We start from the raw sequence: 17050 nt of genomic DNA, 5'->3' as shown, positions 1-17050 counted from the left end.
CTTTTGTGGCGTGGCAAGTACAGATGGCCGCTTGACATATTCTGCAAAGGGGCTGCACAGGGGGTCGCACATCCACTCGCGACGTATGCGCTGGATTAAATTTTCCTAACCTCATAAATTGTGCAAAGCCTTCTGGCTCGCAATGAGTGACACCCTTGGTTGACTACAGTAAAGAGCCGATAGCTCGGGTAGAGCCGGCAACACCGCGTGATGCCCGCCGCTTCCTCTGGACGATGATTGTCTTCGTGCTCATCGTGTCTGCGACGCTGGTTGGCTTTTCAGTTCTCAGTAATCACTACGGTTACTTCGGGCCAGCCGGGCAGTTCGAGTTTCTTAATGGCCGGATCGGAAAGGTCGAGTACCTGCAGCAGCTACCCCCGGATGATCTACCTGATGCCTACATCATGGGATCGTCAAACATGATGTCGTTTCAGTCAGGTCTTGTCGATGACCTGCTTCCAGTCCGCCGGACTTTCAACCTGGCCGCGTTCTGGGGGCGCGCGGAGGACTTGTGGGCGTGGTCCAATTTTGTCACCCGCGATCTTCAATCGCAGCCAAAACTGGTAATTCTAGGTATTGAGCCGTGGACTTTCGCTAACGACCAGCGTGGTCCGCCGCTAATGTCGAAATACCGGCGCCGCTTGCTGGCGACACCTGCACTGGCCAAATATCTGCCTGAGTATCATCCGCTTCGATGGTACGTATCCACTTTCATGGACAGCCTGACATTTCAAAGTCTCCGCCTTATGTTGCGAATGTCGCTGCGGCACAGGTTTTCTCACGTAGCGTTACCACCGATCGGCTTCGATCCTGTCGATGACACGTCACCCGTACCGCTATTGGCCGACCGATCTCCTTTTCTGGAGGATGGCACGAATCGCGGCCATGCACGGCGCGAGGCAGAGCCATTCCTTCCTGAGGAAATAAACGGGATTTACAATCAGGCCGTGCCGCGCATGACTAGCGAAAGCGATATTCTGCGGCTCGACGCCGCACGGCGCCTGGCCGTGGACTCCGGTCACATACGCCTCGACGATGCAGTGAATTTCCTGCCGGGCGACAGCATGGACGCCGAGGACCTGCAGCTGTTTGACCGCACCATCGAGTATCTGAACCAGAACAACGTCGAAGTTGTAATCCTGATGCTGCCGGTACATCCATACTTCTTTGACGTCCTGCTGGCCCATACACGGCACGCGCAGCACCTGGATGACCTGCGTGCGCACCTGAAACAGCTCGCCGACCGCTTCCCCTCCGTAAAGCTGGTATTTGACGCGTCGCATATAGCCAGGTTCGACGGCACGCCTGACGCTTTTTTCGACCGTTATCACATGACACCTGATAACTCCGACCTGATCCTGCGCGCCATAGCAAATGAGTGGAACAAAGCCCGGTGATCTTCCCGAGCTACATATTCCTGTTCTGCTTCCTGCCGCTGGTGCTGCTGGTCTGGCTGTCACGCCTTTCATTCCGGTTCCGGCTGCTTTTTCTGACGCTGGCCAGCTACGTGTTCTACGCCTGGTGGGATTACCGGTTTGTTACTCTGCTGGCGGCATCTACCGTGGTAGATTTCTTTTGCGGCGCCGCCATACATCGCGCAACAGCCGTCAGTCGAAAACGTCTGTTCCTGGCATGCTCACTGGTTGTTAATCTCAGTTTTCTAGGGTTTTTCAAGTACTACGATTTTTTTGTCCAGTCGTTCGCCGCGTCTTTTGCAGCGTTCGGCGTGTCCATTGACGCGCCACTGCTTCACATTATTCTGCCTCTCGGCATTTCTTTTTATACCTTCCAGAGCATCAGCTATTCCCTGGACATCTATCGCGGTGACGCAGAACCGGCCCCGGACTTCCTGCATTTCGCTGCTTACGTCTCCCTTTTTCCACAGTTGATAGCCGGCCCGATTGTTCGATACGGAATGATGGCGGAGCAGATTCGCCGTCTGCAGGTTCACGGCCGAAACGCCATTGAATTCAGCAATGGCGCGATACTGTTCATTATTGGAATGTCGAAGAAACTCCTCATTGCCGACCAGGTTGCGCCACTGGCCGACAGGCTCTTTGACGGAACCGGCGTGGTGCAGTTTGGTGCCGCCTGGCTGGGGACGCTGGCATATTCGGTGCAGCTGTATTTCGACTTCTCTGGCTACAGTGATATGGCGGTCGGGCTCGGACTGATGATCGGCTTTCGCTTCCCGCTCAACTTTCTCTCGCCTTACAAATCAAAAAGCATCTCCGAGTTCTGGAATCGTTGGCATATCACCCTGTCCCACTTCCTTCGCGATTACCTGTTCATTCCACTGGGCGGTTCCCGCGGCGGCCTGAAAAAGACAGCAAGAAACCTGTTCATTACCATGTTTCTCGGCGGGCTTTGGCACGGGGCTGCCTGGACATTTGTGGTCTGGGGTTTGTTTCATGGCTTGCTGCTGGCGATAAATACGACCTGGCGCACTATCTCGAATCTTCGCCTGCCGACGACGGTAGCAGTACTGATTACTTTCCTGTGTGTACATGTCGGCTGGGTGCTTTTCCGCGCACCTTCGTTCGCACGTGCGCGCGAGATATACGCTGGAATGCTGGGATTGAACGGGTCTGAGCCGCTCTTTGCCTACACCATTCAATCAGCGACGTTTGGATCGCTGCCAAATATTGTCGACATAGGCGGTGGCGTCGAAGTTTTTCCCTTTCTGCTTGCCGGGCTTGGTATCGCATTCTTTGCCAGGAATTCTCACGAACTGGCGCGAAACATAGGCGTAAAAACCGGCTTTCTTTACGGCATGTTGCTCCTGATGTGCATCGCCAGCCTGGGCCGGGAAACGCCTTTTATCTATTTTCAGTTCTAAAGCCATTCCGCGCGCCGCCGCACTGGATTTGCTTGCTCGAATCCGATAGTGGGCGAGTACGCTGAATGGAAACAGCCAGCCGGGACAGGAGTGGAGCGGGTGAACGGAATCGAACCGTCATCTCCAGCTTGAAAAGCGGAAAACGAAAATTCGATTGCCCCACCCACCCATCGGCAGAATCTGCGCATTTATCTGTCACCCTATTGTGCACCACACTATTTTCCCCATTTTTCGGAACGGCATCCTGCCGCGAATCTTTGCGCCCGGACGGCGCTCACACCACACCAGATGACGCAAAAAACAAATTAAGGACACAGCGACTTGATAGTGGTCTATAGTCCGACAAAACATGCGCATATCAGCAGAAAAAATTAACTGGCGAGTCGCCCTGGGCGAGCTGGCCCTGATCGTCATCGGCATCCTGATGGCACTGGCGATTGATTCGTATGCCGGGCGTCGCGCCGATAACGCCGTGGCCGACGTATACCTGAACGATCTGGTCAACGAGCTGCAGGAAGATATCGCCTCCATGTCAGAGAGTAATGACAGGATCGGAAGGTTGATCGACTCAGCGTCCCATCTTTTGCGGCTGCTTGAATCCGACGAAGAGCAACATGATGATCCGGGTGGCCTGCTGATCGCATCGCTTGTTGGCGAGTCCATCACGCGCCAACCTGCCGTCTGGGAAGAACTGCAGATGACCGGCGCGCTGCGTTTGATACCCGATCCATCCACCCGATCGGCCATCGTGACGCATTACCTCGATCGGGCGAACAGCTTCAAGACCATCGATGAAAACTTTGTGCCGGCCGTGCGCGCGCTTCGCGCCCTCGCCTGGGATGTTATGCCGGTGGAGAGCTTTCGCCGATACATGACAACAAAACAATCTGACGCGCCGGCGGAAACCGTGATGGCACGGCTTAAGTCGAGGAACGACTCGGTTTATCTGTTGAAGCGTACAATAGTGACCGGGTCTGTTGCCCGGATCCAATTGCGGGATGTGAGTGAAAGTACTGCCGGGTTGTTGAACGAGCTTGGCGCGCCGCCCGAAGTGGGTATCGAATAGAGAAAAGACGGTCAAGTCTACGCATTACAAGTTTTTCGACAGGCGCGAAGCGCTGCTTAACCAAAATCCGTAACGCGTAGACTTGACCCCTTGTTCCCGCCGTTGGTTCGCATTCGCCAGCTCGAACGACGAAACCAGCTCAAGTCTGTCGGGTATCCTGGAGCGGGTGAACGGAATCGAACCGTCATCTTTGGCTTGGGAAGCCAAGGTAATAACCGTTATACGACACCCGCACTCCCGACAGATTCTAGCTAACTGACCTGAATGCGCAACAACCAAGCCACCACGATTGGAGCGGTGCACAAAAGGCATCCGAACGTTAGGGATTCTCCCAGCTCCCGCACCCGTGCACACTTTTCGCCTGAACGTGCCAATCTCACCTGCACTTATCAATGCGCAACTGCCGCATGGCGGGCCATATGGCGGTGCGCAAGGGCCTGATCCGGGGCGGCATGCTGCGGAAAGGTCCCGCACCCGGCGCGCGGGCGTTACAATTGCGGGATGACGACAAGCATCGATGTAACTGTCAACGGCCGCCACAAGACCCTCGACGAAGCAATCACCGCCGATAAACTGGTGCACCTGCTGGGGTGTGCGGACCAGCGTATCGCGGTAGAAATTAATGGACACATCGTGCCTCGCAGCATGCTGCCAGAGAGGCAAATTGCACGAGGGGACAAGATCGAGATAGTACGCGCCGTCGGCGGCGGCTGATTCCAGCTGGAGATTCCAATAATGAGCACTACTGCAGCGCGGCTGGGCACAGCCGGGCATAACGACGACCCGCTGGGCTTTGCGGGCAGAACATTCAGTTCGCGGCTGCTGGTTGGTACCGGCAAGTATCGCGATATGGCACAAACCCGTGCAGCTATCGAGGCCAGTGGCGCACAAATCGTGACGGTAGCAATCCGCCGCACCAACATCGGGCAGGAACCGGGCGAAGCAAACCTGCTGGATGTCATCAGCCCCGATGAATACACGTTGCTGCCAAACACAGCTGGCTGTTACACGGCAGACGATGCGGTACGCACCTGTCGCCTCGCGCGCGAGCTCCTCGATGGACACAGCCTGGTAAAACTCGAAGTCCTGGGCGACGAAAAGACGCTGTTCCCGGATATACCGGCAACGCTCGATGCTGCAAAAACGCTCATCGATGACAACTTCGAGGTCATGGTCTACACCAACGACGATCCGATCATTGCCAAACGCCTCGAGGAAATGGGCTGCGTTGCGGTGATGCCGCTGGCCGCGCCGATCGGCTCAGGCCTGGGGATACGCAACCCCTACAATATTCTGACCATAGTCGAAAATGCCTCGGTGCCCATCCTTGTCGATGCCGGCGTCGGCACGGCATCGGACGCCTCGATTGCAATGGAACTGGGTTGTGATGGCGTACTGATGAATACCGCAATTGCCGGAGCGCGTGACCCGGTGCTGATGGCCAGCGCGATGCGCAAAGCTGTAGAGGCCGGACGCGAGGCTTTTCTTGCCGGTCGCATCCCCCGCAAACGCTATGCATCGGCCTCGTCGCCCGTAGACGGTACGTTTTTCTGAGCCACGAGGGCGCCGCACCCGATCGCAAACGCACTGTCCGCAGCTACGTGCTACGCGCCGGCAGGCTGACCCCTGCGCAACGGCGCGCCCTCGACGAACTGTGGCCACTGTATGGCGTAGATCTTGCGGGGCCACAGCCGAATTTTGATGCAATCTTTGGTCGCAAGGCGCCACTGGTCATTGAAGTCGGCTTTGGCAACGGCGAGACACTGATTGCCGACGCACAAACGCATCCTGAACAAAACTTTCTCGGCATTGAAGTGCACACACCGGGCATCGGCCGCCTGTTGCGACAGCTCGAACTGCTCGAGCCTGGCAACGTACGCGTAGTCAATCACGATGCGGCCGAGGTGCTGCGAGATCACATCGCACCGCACGCGGTTGACGCAATCAATATCTTCTTTCCCGACCCGTGGCCGAAAAAGCGTCACCACAAACGGCGCCTGATCCAGCCACAATTCCTGCGGCTGGTAGCAAAAGTATTGCGTCCGGGCGGGCAACTGCACATTGCGACCGACTGGAAGGAATACGCCGAACATATCGAACAGTGCCTGACCGACGCAGGCCATCTCGACCTGCTGCAGGCCACAGAGACCGGCCGCCACGAGACAAAGTTCGAACGACGTGGCCGCAAACTCGGCCATGGAGTGTGGGATTTCGTCGCTCGCCGACGCTGCGACTAGAGGCTGAAAGTCCCTCGAATTCCGTCGGTTACGTACTGCACGGCCAGCGCCGCAAGTACCACACCCAACAGCCGGCTTATAACGTCGGCGCCGCTGCGCCCGATGACGCGCATGACCCAGGGCGTGGTCAGCAACAACACCAACACGATCAGGATCACCAGCAGCAACATCGCCATTATGCCGATGTATGCCGTGAAGTCGTTGCGCGCGTCGCCGACCATCAGCAGCACAGTAGCCAGCGCGCCGGGGCCGGCAATCAGCGGAAATGCCAGTGGAAACACGGAAATATCTTCGCGATAACGCGCTTCTTCCTGTTCGCGCACCGTGGTCGAACGTAACCCGGAGTCCCGCGCAAATACCATGTCGACAGCAATCAGGAACAACAACAGGCCACCGCCGATCTTGAATGCCTCGACACTGATTCCCAGTGCGTCCAGCAGGTAGTCTCCGGCCAGGGCGAAGGCAACAAGAATCAGTGCCGACAGTGCTGATGCCTTGAGCGCCATCTTGCGCCGGTAACGCACGCTGCCACCGCGCGTCAATGCGCCGAACATCGGCACCAGCGAGATGGGCTCGATGACGACGAACAGGACAACAAACTGTTTAATGAGCTGTTCAATCATAGTGCTATGCAACAAACATTAAACGCAGTTCAGGTTCGGCTGGCTACGCGGTTGCAGACGGGGTCGATTGAGTTAAAGTTGGAGTGAGCGTTGGCAATGCACACGGAGCGTGCGGCGACGCCATGATAACAGCGGATCTGATACCGGGGTAGGTACAACAATGAAACAGATCAATCCTGTTGTTGGTGACTGGTACAAGCGACCAGGCGGAAACTTGTTCGAGGTTGTCGCGTACGACGAGGACGACGCAACCATCGAGGTGCAGCACTACGATGGCACCGTGGAAGAGTACGAGATGGAAGCCTGGCGCGAGATGTTCCTGACCCAGGTAGAGCCACCGGAAGACTGGTCCGGGTCGTTCGATATGGAGCGCGAAGACTACGGCGTCGATCGCGAAGATGGCGCCGAGCGTTTCGGCAACCCGCTCGAAGACCTGCTCAACTCCTGACAATCCCGGCATTCTTTTTCTGCCGCAACCACTCGAACGCAGCGAGCACCACCGCCACCATGCCCAGCCAGGCAGTCAGGATAAAGATGGCGCGATAACCGTCCGTCTCGATCATCTCACCAAGCGCCGGTCGCCCCAGCGTGCCAATCAGCATCGTCAGAGATACCAGCAGTGCGTACTGCACCGCTGCAAATCGCGGGTTAACGATAGACGTCAGGTAGGCCACTGATGCGACACTGGCGAAGCCCGAGGCCAGGTTTTCGCCGGCAATCGCCAGCATCAGCCGCGCCATGCGCTCGTCAGCGCCGAAAGCGGCAAACATATAATCGAGCCGCGTCAGCGCCAGGAACCCGTCGAGCGCCGCACCCCCGGCGGCCAGGTCCGCGTAGAGCAGGTTGGTAATTGCCGCCACGAAACCACCAAACACCAGGCATGGCATACGCCCTGCGAACACCAGCGCAACTCCGCCAAGACCGGCACCGGCAAAGGTCATAAACGCACCAAAAGTTTTCGAGGCGATAGCAACCTCGTCCATCGTGTGGCCGATGGCGCCGTGCTCGGATCCCAGGTAGAACGGATACGCAAACGCACCCCATACCAGGTCGGTAAAGCGGTAGGTGAGCACCAGCGACAAGACCAGCAGCGCGGCCCAACGCAACCGCGAGACCAGGTCCATCAGCGGGTCGAGAATGGCGCGAAACAGCGCGTCGGTGAGCGGCGCAGGCGAGCCCCCGTCCGGCTGCTGCCGTCCCAGCAGCCAGGCCGCAGCTATTGCCGGAATGATCACACACAGTGCGACGATGAACGGACCCTGCGTACGCACAAAATCACGCCCGCTCGGTGGCGGCTCGGTAGTGAGCGCTTCGAAAACGAACCGTACCAGCAGGACTGCCGCGACTGCCCAGCACAAGGCCACTCCCCAGGTCACGCGTGTGCGCAGTACTTGCGCGACTCGAGTGACGAATGACGGACGCTCGTCGTCGTGTCCGGACAACTCCGGCTCCGGCGCAATCAGGGTGCCGGCCAGGGAGATAACCACCATTGAAGTGAGCAGCAAATAGGTCAGTGGCCAGCCGATCCGCGACGCCAGCACCAGCGCCAGCAGACCGGTAACCAGGCTGGTTGCGCGGTAACCGAACTGATAGATCGCCGACATCAGGTCGAGATCTTCATCGCTGCGTGCGACCTCGATGCGCCATGCATCGAGCACAATGTCGTGTGACGCCGACAACATCGCGATCCCCAGCGCAATCAACGCCGCCAGGCCAATATTCACCACCGGGTTGCTCAGCGCCAGCGCCGCCATCAGCACGGCTATTGCGAGCTGAAAAGTCAGCAACCACGCACGGCGCGGGCCAAGACGCTGCGGCAGCGGGAACGAGGCACGCTGGAAAAACGGCGCCCAAAGGAATTTGAACGAATACACCAGCAGCACGATAGAAAACGCGCCGATGGCAGACGGGCTGACACCACCGGTGGTGAACCAGGCGTTAAGCGTGCCCAGCACCGCCCCGTAGGGCAGCCCGGCGGCGAAAGAAAGCAGCAGCATCGCGGCCATGCGGCGGTCATGCAACGCCCGGGCAGCGCGCATCCAGCGCGGTGTATCAGCTTTTGCGGTCAACGTCCGGAGCCCAGCTCGTAGTCGTAGTCAATGATGAGCGGCGCATGATCGGAAAAGCGTTTGCGCCGGTAGATACGCGCACTTCTTGCGCTATTGCCGATCCCCGGTGTCGCCACCTGGTAGTCAATGCGCCAGCCGACGTTGTTATCCCACGCGCGCCCCCGGTTGGACCACCAGGTGTATTGCTCATCACGTTCATCGACCTGGCGAAAGGCGTCGACAAAACCGGCCGGCCCGAACAACTCATCCATCCACGCCCGCTCTTCGGGAAGAAAACCCGAGTTCTTCTGATTGGAACGCCAGTTTTTCAGGTCAATTTTCTTATGGGCAATATTCCAGTCGCCGCAAATAACATACTCGCGCCGCTGGCGACGAAACCGCCGCAGCAGCGGCATGAACAATTCGAGAAAACGAAATTTCGCCGCCTGCCGGTCTTCGTGCGACGAACCGGACGGCGCATAAAGCGACACCACGCTGAGGTTGCCAAAGCGGGCCTCGAGATAGCGACCCTCGTCGTCGAACTCCTGCCAACCTGGCGACTTCGCCGACGCGGCACGGGCAAAGCCCTCGATCACCGCATCGGGTTCATGGCGGGTGTAGATGGCCACACCGCTGTAACCGCGCCGCTGCGCCGGATGATAAAAGTTCTGAAAGCTCGGCGGATGAAAGACGCGGTCTTCAATCTGGTCCGGAGCAGCCCGGGTTTCCTGCAGGCACACCACGTCGGCCTTTTGCCGCGTCATCCAGCTGAAAAACCCCTTGCGCGCAGCGGCGCGGATGCCATTCACATTGACCGTAATTATTCGCACAATTGCCGCATTTCCTGCTGCGAGATTTATGGTTCGTTATGATACCGGCATGAGCGGTGTGAATGGTTACCAGCAGCAATTCCTGCGCCTGGCTATCGAACTGGGCGCCCTGCGTTTTGGCAGCTTTACTTTGAAGTCAGGCCGGCAAAGCCCGTATTTCTTCAACGCCGGTGTTTTCAGCACTGGCCGGGCGGTCGCCGCCCTGGGGCGTTTCTATGCCGAAACCGTGCTGGCAACCGATCTGGAGTTCGATATGTTGTTTGGCCCGGCCTACAAGGGCATACCCCTCGTCGCGGTTACGGCAGCCGCGCTCGCTGACCACCACGATCTCGATACCGCGTTCGCCTACAACCGCAAGGAAGCCAAATCGCATGGCGAAGGCGGCGCCATAGTTGGCGCTCCGCTGGCCGGGCGAGTGATTATTCTCGACGACGTCATCACCGCCGGTACTGCAGTGCGTCAAGCGGTGGAGTTGATCCGGACCGCCGGCGCCGAGGTCGCCGCGGTAGTGCTGGCGCTCGATCGCCAGGAGCGCGGGGCGGGCCCCAGGTCGGCCGTGGAGGAGCTCGGTGCCGAGCTGGGTACACCGGTGGCCAGCATCGCTTCTCTTGGCGATCTGATCGCCCTGCTGGGCTCAGACAGCCACTTGCGCGAGCATTTGCCGGCAATGGAAGCCTACCGGCAGGATTATGGTGTGTGAACGATTGTGCGCCGCCAGGGGCCGCTGAGAACTTCATCACGGCGGCAGGTCTAACTACTATGCTATTACTATTAACCATATGAGCGTTCGAATCACATTAATTGCCTGCCTCCTGCTGGCGTCAGGCGCATCGGCTGTCGCCGACAACCTGTACAAGTGGGTCGACGAAAACGGCGTGGTGCATTACGGCGACGCGGTTCCAGCCGAGGCCAGCCGCAACGAGCGTCACGTGCTCAACCGCCAGGGTGTCACCGTCAAAGTGCTCGACCGGCAAAAGACCATCGACGAACTCAATGCGATGGCCGCTGCTGCCGCAGAACAGGAACGCCAGAGGAAACTGGCAAAAGAACAGGCCGAACGTGATCGCGTTTTGATGGACACGTACCTGTCTGCCGAAGAAATCGAGATGCTGCGTGATCGTCGTATCCTGGCTATCGAGGCGCGTGTCGGTGTCACCCGGCACTACCTGGAAAACCTGCGCAGGGAGTGGGATGAGCTCGAAGCCGAGGCTTCAAAATACAACTTCCCTTACAACCCTGACTCAGATCTGCCGCCACTGCCTGAAGAACTGGCGGAGCACATCGTGTTCACCGAAAATGCCATGACCGAGCACATGAACTCGCTGAGCGCCCTGCGTAGCCAGCAGGCGGCGCTGCGGACCCGCTTCGAAACAGACCTGACGCGGTTCAGGATGCTGAAAGAACAGCAGGAAATGGCGTCAGCGACGCCCTGAGTGACCGAAACCGCCGGCACCGCGTTCGCTGGCTTCAAATTCGTCCACCACTTCCAGCCGGACCTGAACCACCGGCACAAAGACCATCTGGGCAATCCGTTCGCCGGGCTCGATAGTGAACGCTGCCGTGCCACGATTCCAGCAGGAAACATAGATCTGGCCCTGGTAATCCGAGTCGATCAGCCCGACCAGGTTTCCCAGCACGATGCCGTGTTTGTGCCCTAGCCCGGAGCGTGGCAGCAGCATAGCAGCGAGACCGTTGTCGCCAATATGGATAGCAATGCCGGTCGGGATAAGCTCTGTCTCGCCGGGCGCGAGCGTGACATCGGCATCGATACAGGCACGCAGGTCAATCCCCGCGGAACCTTGCGTTGCGTGCGTTGGCACCTCGTAGTCGCGCCCGATTCGCGGGTCGAGTATACGCATCATGATTTCACGCACTGCGGTTGCTCCTGTGCCCGCCGTGCTGCCCGAGCCGTGCGGCAATGATTTCTACCAGGTCAAAGGCGATAGCAAATTTGCTGGCCCGTGGTAACTGCTGCATACCATCCGACCACAACACGGTAACTTCGTTGTCGTCGGCGCCAAAACCAATAGTCCTGCCGCCCTCCTCGCCAACGCGATTTGCCACCACCAGGTCGACTTTCTTTTTTGCCAGTTTTTCGCGCGCGTAACGCTCGACGTCATGCGTCTCGGCGGCGAAGCCAACCGTGTACGGCGCATCGGGCAGCACTGCGACGCTGGCGAGTATGTCCGTCGTTTGCTCGAGGTTGAGGCTCATTGCCTGGCCGTCTTTTTTCAGCTTGTGCGCCGCGGTTGCCGCCGGCCGGTAATCGGCGACAGCTGCCGTAGCGATGAAAATATCTGCCGCATCGACCGCGGCATGGACGGCACGGTGCATTTGCGCGGCACTCTCGACATCGATGCGCTCGACACCAGGTGGCGTGGCCAGTTGTACCGGCCCGGCCACCAGTGTCACCCGCGCACCTGCGGCGGCCGCTGCACGGGCGATCGCAAAGCCCATCTTTCCGCTGCTGTGATTGCTGATATAGCGCACCGGGTCTATGCGTTCGTGTGTAGGCCCGGCGGTAAGCAGGACGTGCCTGCCGGCCAGCAGACCGGCCAGCCTGCCCGGACGTTCCGCCAGCAGGGCCGCTACGATGTCCTCAGGCTCTGCCATCCGGCCGGGCCCGACTTCGCCACAGGCCTGGTCGCCGGTCGCCGGCCCGATCAGGCGAATGCCGCGACGCTGCAGCAGTTGCGCATTGTCCTGCGTGGCCGCGTTCGCCCACATCTGGCGGTTCATTGCCGGCGCGAGACTCACCGGCGCGGCGGTCGCCAGGCACAACGTGCTGAGCAGATCACCGGCCATGCCGGCAGCCAGACGCGCCATGAAGTCGGCCGTTGCCGGTGCGATCACAACCTGGTCGGCCCAGCGTGCCAGCTCGATGTGACCCATTGCGGCTTCGGCCTCGGCATCCCACAGGTCGTCACGTACTGCCTCGCCGGAAACTGCCTGGAACGACTGCGCCGTGACAAAGTGTTTGGCACCGGCCGTCATTACCACACGCACAGCAGCGCCCTGCTCACGCAGCCGGCGTACCAGCTCGATCGCCTTGTAAGCAGCGATACCACCGGTGACGCCAAGCAAGATCTTCCGGCCCTGCAGACCCGTATCGGTCATGGTTCTCTCCAAGCGCAATATCCACATAGTTTACGGCCTTGTGCGGCATTGTTCCTCCTGTCGCACCGTGGGACAGTGTCGGCGGTACCTGCACAGGGAACGTCGCATGACCATCACCGACTGGCCGCGCAGTGAGCGGCCGCGCGAGCGACTGCTGGCACGCGGTTCGCGGGCACTTTCGGATGCCGAGTTGCTGGCAATACTGCTGGGCAGCGGCGTGCGTGGCGCCACCGCGCTGGACCTCGCGCACGCCTTGCTGGAACGGTTTAATACGCTGCGCGAACTGCTCACCGCGCCACGCGCCGAAGCCTGCAGCGTGCGCGGACTGGGGCCGGCCCGCTGGTGCCAGCTGCAGGCCGCGGTCGAAATCGTGCGCCGCAACCTGCGCGAAACACTCGACCGGCCCGATGCCCTTACCAGCCCGCGTGCGACGCGTCGCTTCCTGCACGCCCGGCTACGCGACCTGCCGCACGAGGTGTTCTGTTGCCTGCTGCTGGACAATCGCAACCGGGTGATCAGTTTTGAGGAGTTGTTTCGCGGCACCATCGACGGTGCCAGCGTCTACCCGCGCGAGGTGGTCAAGCTGGCGCTGGAGCGTAATGCGGCGGCACTCATACTCGCGCACAACCACCCAAGTGGCGTTGCCGAGCCAAGTCATGCCGACGAGATCATTACCCGCCGGCTGCGCGACGCGCTGGCACTGGTCGATATCCGCGTGCTCGATCACTTTGTTATCGGCGAGGGCGACTGTGTTTCTTTCGCCGAGCGCGGTCTGATCTGACGGAACAAAAAAAGCCCGGCTGTTGCCGGGCTTTTCTTCGTATGCTGGTAGGTAATCAGCAGTGAATGCAGCCAGTCTTTACCGGTTGCGGAAACCGGACAAGCCAGCCAGTGCTGTCAGCATCAGCCAGACTGCGGCAGGCACTGGTATTGCCGCCACGTCAGCCGTGCCTGATGTTGAGGAGAAGTGCGTGAAACTTCCGCTGAACCCTGAAGAAGCCAGGATAATCCCGCCGACAGCCCCATATAAGGAGGCCAGCTCTCCACCAGTAACAGAAAACAGGAACTCCAGTGGATCGCCAGCTGGATTGTCGTTAAATCCGAAGGCCGTCAAGTCACCGGTCAGGAGCGTGCCGCTGTACTGCGAGCCGATGGTTCCGCTGACCACCAGCGAACCTGACGCAAGATTACCTGCGGAATCGATCTGTGCATTCAGGGTGAACAGGCCGTTGACAATATCCAGGGCCGGATCCGTGTCGCTGCCGTCAAATGACAGCGCAAAACCGTTTGCCGAAAGGCTGCCACCAGCATATTCGACAGTGATGAAGCCTACTGCGATATCTGGCGTGTCGGCCATCGTCAGGGCGAGCGGAGCGCCATGCGCATTGATCGAGAATGCCAGAAGGATAGTGGCCCAAAAGGCACTGAAAGAGAGTTTGCGGACCATTTGCTGGTCTCCTGTTGTTTTGTTGTTGCCGGTCCGTTTGAACCAGATTTGTTCAGATGTCCCACAGTCTAGAGGACAACAGCCCCCCAATGCAAACGAGATTCCGCAAGGATTAACATAATAATGTTGCCTTTCAGATAGTTAGTCTTTCCAAAGGGGGCAGTACATGTATGCATAAACATGTACTGCCCCCATGGGTCCTTGCGAGCCTGTGGCGCGGCTGGTATAAAGTTCCGCTCTTCAGGCCGGGCCAGCCGGCATTTGAAAAACTTTCTAGGATTCAGTCATGTCCAGAGTCTGCCAGATAACCGGCAAACAACCGACCAGCGGTAACAACGTCTCGCATGCAAAGAACAGAACGCGGCGGCGTTTTCTGCCGAATCTGCATACCCACAGAATCTGGGTTGAAAGCGAAAATCGCTACGTGAGACTGCGCCTTTCGACGAAGGGACTGCGGCTGATCGACAAACACGGTATCGACAAGGTGCTGGCCGACCTGCGCGCACGCGGCCAGAAAGTCTGAGGTATACATCATGGCAAGCAGTCGCGAAAAAATTCGTTTGAGATCGTCAGCCGGCACCGGCCACTTCTACACGACCACCAAGAACAAACGGCTACACCCGGAGAAGATGGAAGTGATGAAGTACGACCCGCGTGTACGCAAACACGTTAAGTACAAGGAAGCCAAGATCAAGTAACAGATCGGGCTTCAGGACCGCATAACAAAAAGGGCAGCCAGTGGCTGCCCTTTTTTATTAACAGGTGGCGAAATTGTGCAAGCCAATCGTCAGGCCATCTGGTACGAACGCAGCCGGCCCGAAAACTCCTCGAGCGCGCGAATGCCGCTGGCCTCCGCCTGTGCTACCCATTCCCGCAACTGTGCCAGCAATTTCTCGTTACTGATGTTGCGACTGCTCCACAGCGCCCGCAGGCGCTCGCGGTATTCGTGCACCGTACGCAATGACTGGTTCCGCTCGAGCAGCTCGCTCAGACGACTCTTCGATGCATCGTCCAGCAGCTTTGGCTGCCGCACCATCAGGCGCCGCGCACCGCGCCCCAGGCGTTGTGGCAAATCGGCGATTTCCGCCCGCAGCGTGGGAACTGTGACGCTGCGCGTGTAGTCGCGCAACACATGCATCCGGTTTACCAGGACCGCCTTCAGCGTGTCCAGATCAACGCTGGAATGCTCCGGCTCCAGCACCGGAACCGGCGCTACTTTTCGTACCTTTACCAAACCGAAAAAGCGCAGCACAGTAACGTAAAGCCAGCCGATATCGAATTCCCAGCGCCGCACCGAAAACTTCGATGAGGTCGGGAATGCGTGATGATTGTTGTGCAGCTCCTCACCGCCCAGGAACACGCCCCACGGCACGACGTTTGTCGCCGCGTCATCACACTCGAAATTACGATAACCGGTGTGGTGACCAATACCGTTGATAATTCCCGCAGCGAGGAACGGTATTGTTGCCATCTGGATTGCGCCGATGGTTATGCCAATCGGCCCAAACAGGATGATGTTTGTCGCGAACAAGATGACGATGCCCAGGTAGGAATGCCGGGTGTACAGGTTTCGCTCCATCCAGTCATCCGGCGTACCGCGGCCGTATACCTCCAGCGTTTCCTGGTTTTTTGCTTCCTCGCGATAGAGCTCGGCACCCTGGAACAGCACCTTGCGCAATCCATGTGCCTGCGGGCTGTGCGGATCGTCTTTCGTCTCGCAATGAGCATGATGCTTGCGATGAATGGCGACCCATTCGCGGGTATTGATACCCGTCGTCAGCCACAGCCAGAAACGACAGAAATGCCGCACTGCCGGGTGCAGTTCGAGGCCACGATGTGACTGGTCCCGGTGCAGGTAAAGCGTCACCGCTGCCACGGTAAGCTGGCACATGATGAAGGTGACGATCACCAGGCCCAGCGGGCTCAGCTGCAGCAATCCGGAAAGGTAGTCCATGGAGTATCCTGTAAATGGCGGGCGCGAGAGCCCGAAAATATAGCTTATCGGTCTGTGACAAACCAGATCGAAAAATTCATCCCTGACGGCACCTTTTATAGCCCTCCAAACCACAGGCTTTTGTGCCCCAGGTCACACTTTTATGCCGATTGCCCATGCCTGAATTGCCGGAAGTTGAAATAACGCGCCGCGGCATCGCGCCCCATATCGAGGGTGCGCGGGTAGAACGGGTCCAGATCCGGCAGCGCCAGCTGCGTTGGCCGGTATCTGCCGCGCTACCGCGGGAGTTGCCCGGACTGATGATCAGCGCTGTGGACCGGCGTGCCAAATACCTGCTGGTACGCACCGACCACGGCACGCTGATTGCACACCTGGGAATGTCCGGCAGCTGGCGGGTGCTCAACGAAGCAACAACGCCACGCAAGCATGACCATGTCGACATCAGTTTCGACAACGGCGTGTTGCTGCGGTTCACCGACCCGCGTCGTTTCGGCGCTCTGTTGTGGACCCGCCGTGATCCACTGCGCCACAAGCTGCTGAAAAATCTTGGCCCGGAGCCGCTGGGCCCTGCATTTGACGGAGACTATCTCCATCGCAGTGCCAGCGGCCGCCGCGGTGCAATCAAACAACACATCATGAATGCCGGCATCGTGGTTGGCGTCGGCAACATCTACGCCAGCGAGGCACTGTGGCTTGCCGGCATCAACCCGCGTCGTGCTGCCGGACGCATTGCCCTGCCGCGCATGCAGCAGCTGGCCGCGTCGATCAGGACGGTTCTGGCCAACGCCATCGAGGTCGGCGGCACCACGCTGCGCGATTTCAGCGGTGGCGATGGCGAACCCGGCTACTTCCAGCTGGAGCTGAATGCGTATGACCAGGACGGCGAACC

18 protein-coding genes, 1 tRNA gene and 1 pseudogene are annotated in these 17050 nt (G+C 58.9%); 12 read left to right on the top strand and 8 right to left on the bottom strand.

Features of this window, described 5'->3' with window-relative positions:
- Window positions 1-146: 146 nt before the first annotated feature.
- The 3 genes from HKN06_12775 to HKN06_12765 all read left to right on the top strand — a co-directional run bounded on the left by HKN06_12775 (window position 147) and on the right by HKN06_12765 (window position 3905).
- A complete protein-coding gene (locus tag HKN06_12775; GenBank protein NNF62183.1) occupies window positions 147-1397 on the top strand; it encodes a hypothetical protein in 1251 nt (416 codons plus the stop codon).
- On the top strand, window positions 1394-2839 hold the full coding sequence (locus HKN06_12770; protein ID NNF62182.1) for an MBOAT family protein: 1446 nt from the start codon (window positions 1394-1396) through the stop codon (window positions 2837-2839). Before HKN06_12775 ends, HKN06_12770 begins: the two co-directional genes overlap by 4 nt.
- A gap of 349 nt (window positions 2840-3188) precedes the next feature.
- A complete protein-coding gene (locus HKN06_12765; GenBank protein ID NNF62181.1) occupies window positions 3189-3905 on the top strand; it encodes a hypothetical protein in 717 nt (238 codons plus the stop codon).
- Window positions 3906-4063: 158 nt separating this feature from the next.
- Here the strand turns inward: HKN06_12765 and HKN06_12760 are convergent.
- Window positions 4064-4138 (bottom strand) — tRNA-Gly (locus tag HKN06_12760).
- Between the two features lie 268 nt (window positions 4139-4406).
- On the opposite strand from HKN06_12760, the pseudogene thiS reads away from it, so the two are divergent.
- Both thiS and trmB read left to right on the top strand, forming a co-directional pair.
- Window positions 4407-5459 (top strand): annotated as a pseudogene (gene thiS / locus HKN06_12755) (sulfur carrier protein ThiS).
- On the top strand, window positions 5456-6142 hold the full coding sequence (gene trmB, locus HKN06_12750; GenBank protein ID NNF62180.1) for a tRNA (guanosine(46)-N7)-methyltransferase TrmB: 687 nt from the start codon (window positions 5456-5458) through the stop codon (window positions 6140-6142). Before thiS ends, trmB begins: the two are co-directional and overlap by 4 nt.
- Here the strand turns inward: trmB and HKN06_12745 are convergent.
- Window positions 6139-6765, bottom strand: coding sequence for an NAAT family transporter (locus HKN06_12745; protein NNF62179.1), 627 nt, complete (start codon window positions 6763-6765; stop codon window positions 6139-6141). The genes trmB and HKN06_12745 overlap by 4 nt on opposite strands.
- Before the next feature lie 160 nt (window positions 6766-6925).
- Here HKN06_12745 and HKN06_12740 point away from each other — a divergent pair, with 160 nt between their 5' ends.
- Entirely contained in the window at window positions 6926-7213 is a 288-nt protein-coding gene (locus HKN06_12740) for a hypothetical protein (protein ID NNF62178.1), read from the top strand.
- Here the strand turns inward: HKN06_12740 and HKN06_12735 are convergent.
- Window positions 7203-8834, bottom strand: coding sequence for a hypothetical protein (locus HKN06_12735; protein NNF62177.1), 1632 nt, complete (start codon window positions 8832-8834; stop codon window positions 7203-7205). The two genes, HKN06_12740 and HKN06_12735, sit on opposite strands and share 11 nt — an antisense overlap.
- Window positions 8831-9643 carry an exodeoxyribonuclease III gene (gene xth / locus HKN06_12730; protein ID NNF62176.1) on the bottom strand — a complete coding sequence of 271 codons (813 nt, stop codon included), beginning with the start codon at window positions 9641-9643 and terminating at the stop codon, window positions 8831-8833. The genes HKN06_12735 and xth overlap by 4 nt, the downstream gene beginning before the upstream one ends.
- A 58-nt stretch (window positions 9644-9701) precedes the next feature.
- Between xth and pyrE the strand changes: the two genes are divergently transcribed.
- Entirely contained in the window at window positions 9702-10343 is a 642-nt protein-coding gene (gene pyrE / locus HKN06_12725) for an orotate phosphoribosyltransferase (protein NNF62175.1), read from the top strand.
- A gap of 79 nt (window positions 10344-10422) precedes the next feature.
- The gene (locus tag HKN06_12720; GenBank protein NNF62174.1) at window positions 10423-11076 is read left to right on the top strand and encodes a DUF4124 domain-containing protein; all 654 of its coding nucleotides are present in this window, start codon (window positions 10423-10425) and stop codon (window positions 11074-11076) included.
- Here HKN06_12720 and dut read toward each other — a convergent pair.
- Together dut and coaBC are read right to left on the bottom strand one after the other, a co-directional pair.
- Complete coding sequence (dut, locus tag HKN06_12715) at window positions 11062-11505, bottom strand: dUTP diphosphatase (GenBank protein ID NNF62173.1); 444 nt, start codon at window positions 11503-11505, stop codon at window positions 11062-11064. The genes HKN06_12720 and dut overlap by 15 nt on opposite strands.
- Window positions 11506-11509: 4 nt before the next feature.
- The gene (coaBC, locus tag HKN06_12710; GenBank protein ID NNF62172.1) at window positions 11510-12760 is read right to left on the bottom strand and encodes a bifunctional phosphopantothenoylcysteine decarboxylase/phosphopantothenate--cysteine ligase CoaBC; all 1251 of its coding nucleotides are present in this window, start codon (window positions 12758-12760) and stop codon (window positions 11510-11512) included.
- A 106-nt stretch (window positions 12761-12866) separates the two neighbouring features.
- On the opposite strand from coaBC, the gene radC reads away from it, so the two are divergent.
- On the top strand, window positions 12867-13541 hold the full coding sequence (gene radC, locus HKN06_12705; protein NNF62171.1) for a DNA repair protein RadC: 675 nt from the start codon (window positions 12867-12869) through the stop codon (window positions 13539-13541).
- A 78-nt stretch (window positions 13542-13619) separates the two neighbouring features.
- Here radC and HKN06_12700 read toward each other — a convergent pair whose 3' ends face one another.
- On the bottom strand, window positions 13620-14207 hold the full coding sequence (locus tag HKN06_12700; GenBank protein ID NNF62170.1) for a VPLPA-CTERM sorting domain-containing protein: 588 nt from the start codon (window positions 14205-14207) through the stop codon (window positions 13620-13622).
- Window positions 14208-14493: 286 nt separating this feature from the next.
- On the opposite strand from HKN06_12700, the gene rpmB reads away from it, so the two are divergent.
- Window positions 14494-14730 (top strand): 50S ribosomal protein L28, encoded by a 237-nt coding sequence (rpmB, locus tag HKN06_12695; protein NNF62169.1) that lies wholly within the window; start codon window positions 14494-14496, stop codon window positions 14728-14730.
- 10 nt (window positions 14731-14740) lie between these two features.
- Window positions 14741-14905: a 50S ribosomal protein L33 gene (gene rpmG, locus HKN06_12690; protein NNF62168.1), complete on the top strand. Its 165-nt coding sequence runs from the start codon at window positions 14741-14743 to the stop codon at window positions 14903-14905.
- Window positions 14906-14994: 89 nt separating this feature from the next.
- Here the strand turns inward: rpmG and HKN06_12685 are convergent, their stop codons facing one another.
- Window positions 14995-16161, bottom strand: a complete 1167-nt coding sequence (locus HKN06_12685) for an acyl-CoA desaturase (protein NNF62167.1) — start codon at window positions 16159-16161, stop codon at window positions 14995-14997.
- A 155-nt stretch (window positions 16162-16316) separates the two neighbouring features.
- Between HKN06_12685 and mutM the strand changes: the two genes are divergently transcribed.
- Window positions 16317-17050, top strand: a 734-nt coding sequence (gene mutM / locus HKN06_12680) for a bifunctional DNA-formamidopyrimidine glycosylase/DNA-(apurinic or apyrimidinic site) lyase (GenBank protein NNF62166.1), incomplete at its 3' end; no start/stop codon positions are given.

The organism is Gammaproteobacteria bacterium, from assembly GCA_013003425.1.
Lineage (GTDB): Bacteria > Pseudomonadota > Gammaproteobacteria > Steroidobacterales > JABDKV01 > JABDJB01.
Note: the sequence above shows the minus strand (reverse complement) of the source record. Positions and strands in the feature narration are given on the sequence as shown.

Bases quoted from the DNA above. Each gene is read 5' to 3' on its own strand.
- HKN06_12765 (NNF62181.1), top strand. From the start codon at position 3,189: ATGCGCATATCAGCAGAAAAAATTAACTGGCGAGTCGCCCTGGGCGAG.
- HKN06_12745 (NNF62179.1), bottom strand. From the start codon at position 6,765: ATGATTGAACAGCTCATTAAACAGTTTGTTGTCCTGTTCGTCGTCATC.
- HKN06_12740 (NNF62178.1), top strand. From the start codon at position 6,926: ATGAAACAGATCAATCCTGTTGTTGGTGACTGGTACAAGCGACCAGGC.
- HKN06_12720 (NNF62174.1), top strand. From the start codon at position 10,423: ATGAGCGTTCGAATCACATTAATTGCCTGCCTCCTGCTGGCGTCAGGC.
- dut (NNF62173.1), bottom strand. From the start codon at position 11,505: ATGATGCGTATACTCGACCCGCGAATCGGGCGCGACTACGAGGTGCCA.
- coaBC (NNF62172.1), bottom strand. From the start codon at position 12,760: ATGACCGATACGGGTCTGCAGGGCCGGAAGATCTTGCTTGGCGTCACC.
- radC (NNF62171.1), top strand. From the start codon at position 12,867: ATGACCATCACCGACTGGCCGCGCAGTGAGCGGCCGCGCGAGCGACTG.
- HKN06_12700 (NNF62170.1), bottom strand. From the start codon at position 14,207: ATGGTCCGCAAACTCTCTTTCAGTGCCTTTTGGGCCACTATCCTTCTG.
- rpmB (NNF62169.1), top strand. From the start codon at position 14,494: ATGTCCAGAGTCTGCCAGATAACCGGCAAACAACCGACCAGCGGTAAC.
- rpmG (NNF62168.1), top strand. From the start codon at position 14,741: ATGGCAAGCAGTCGCGAAAAAATTCGTTTGAGATCGTCAGCCGGCACC.
- HKN06_12685 (NNF62167.1), bottom strand. From the start codon at position 16,161: ATGGACTACCTTTCCGGATTGCTGCAGCTGAGCCCGCTGGGCCTGGTG.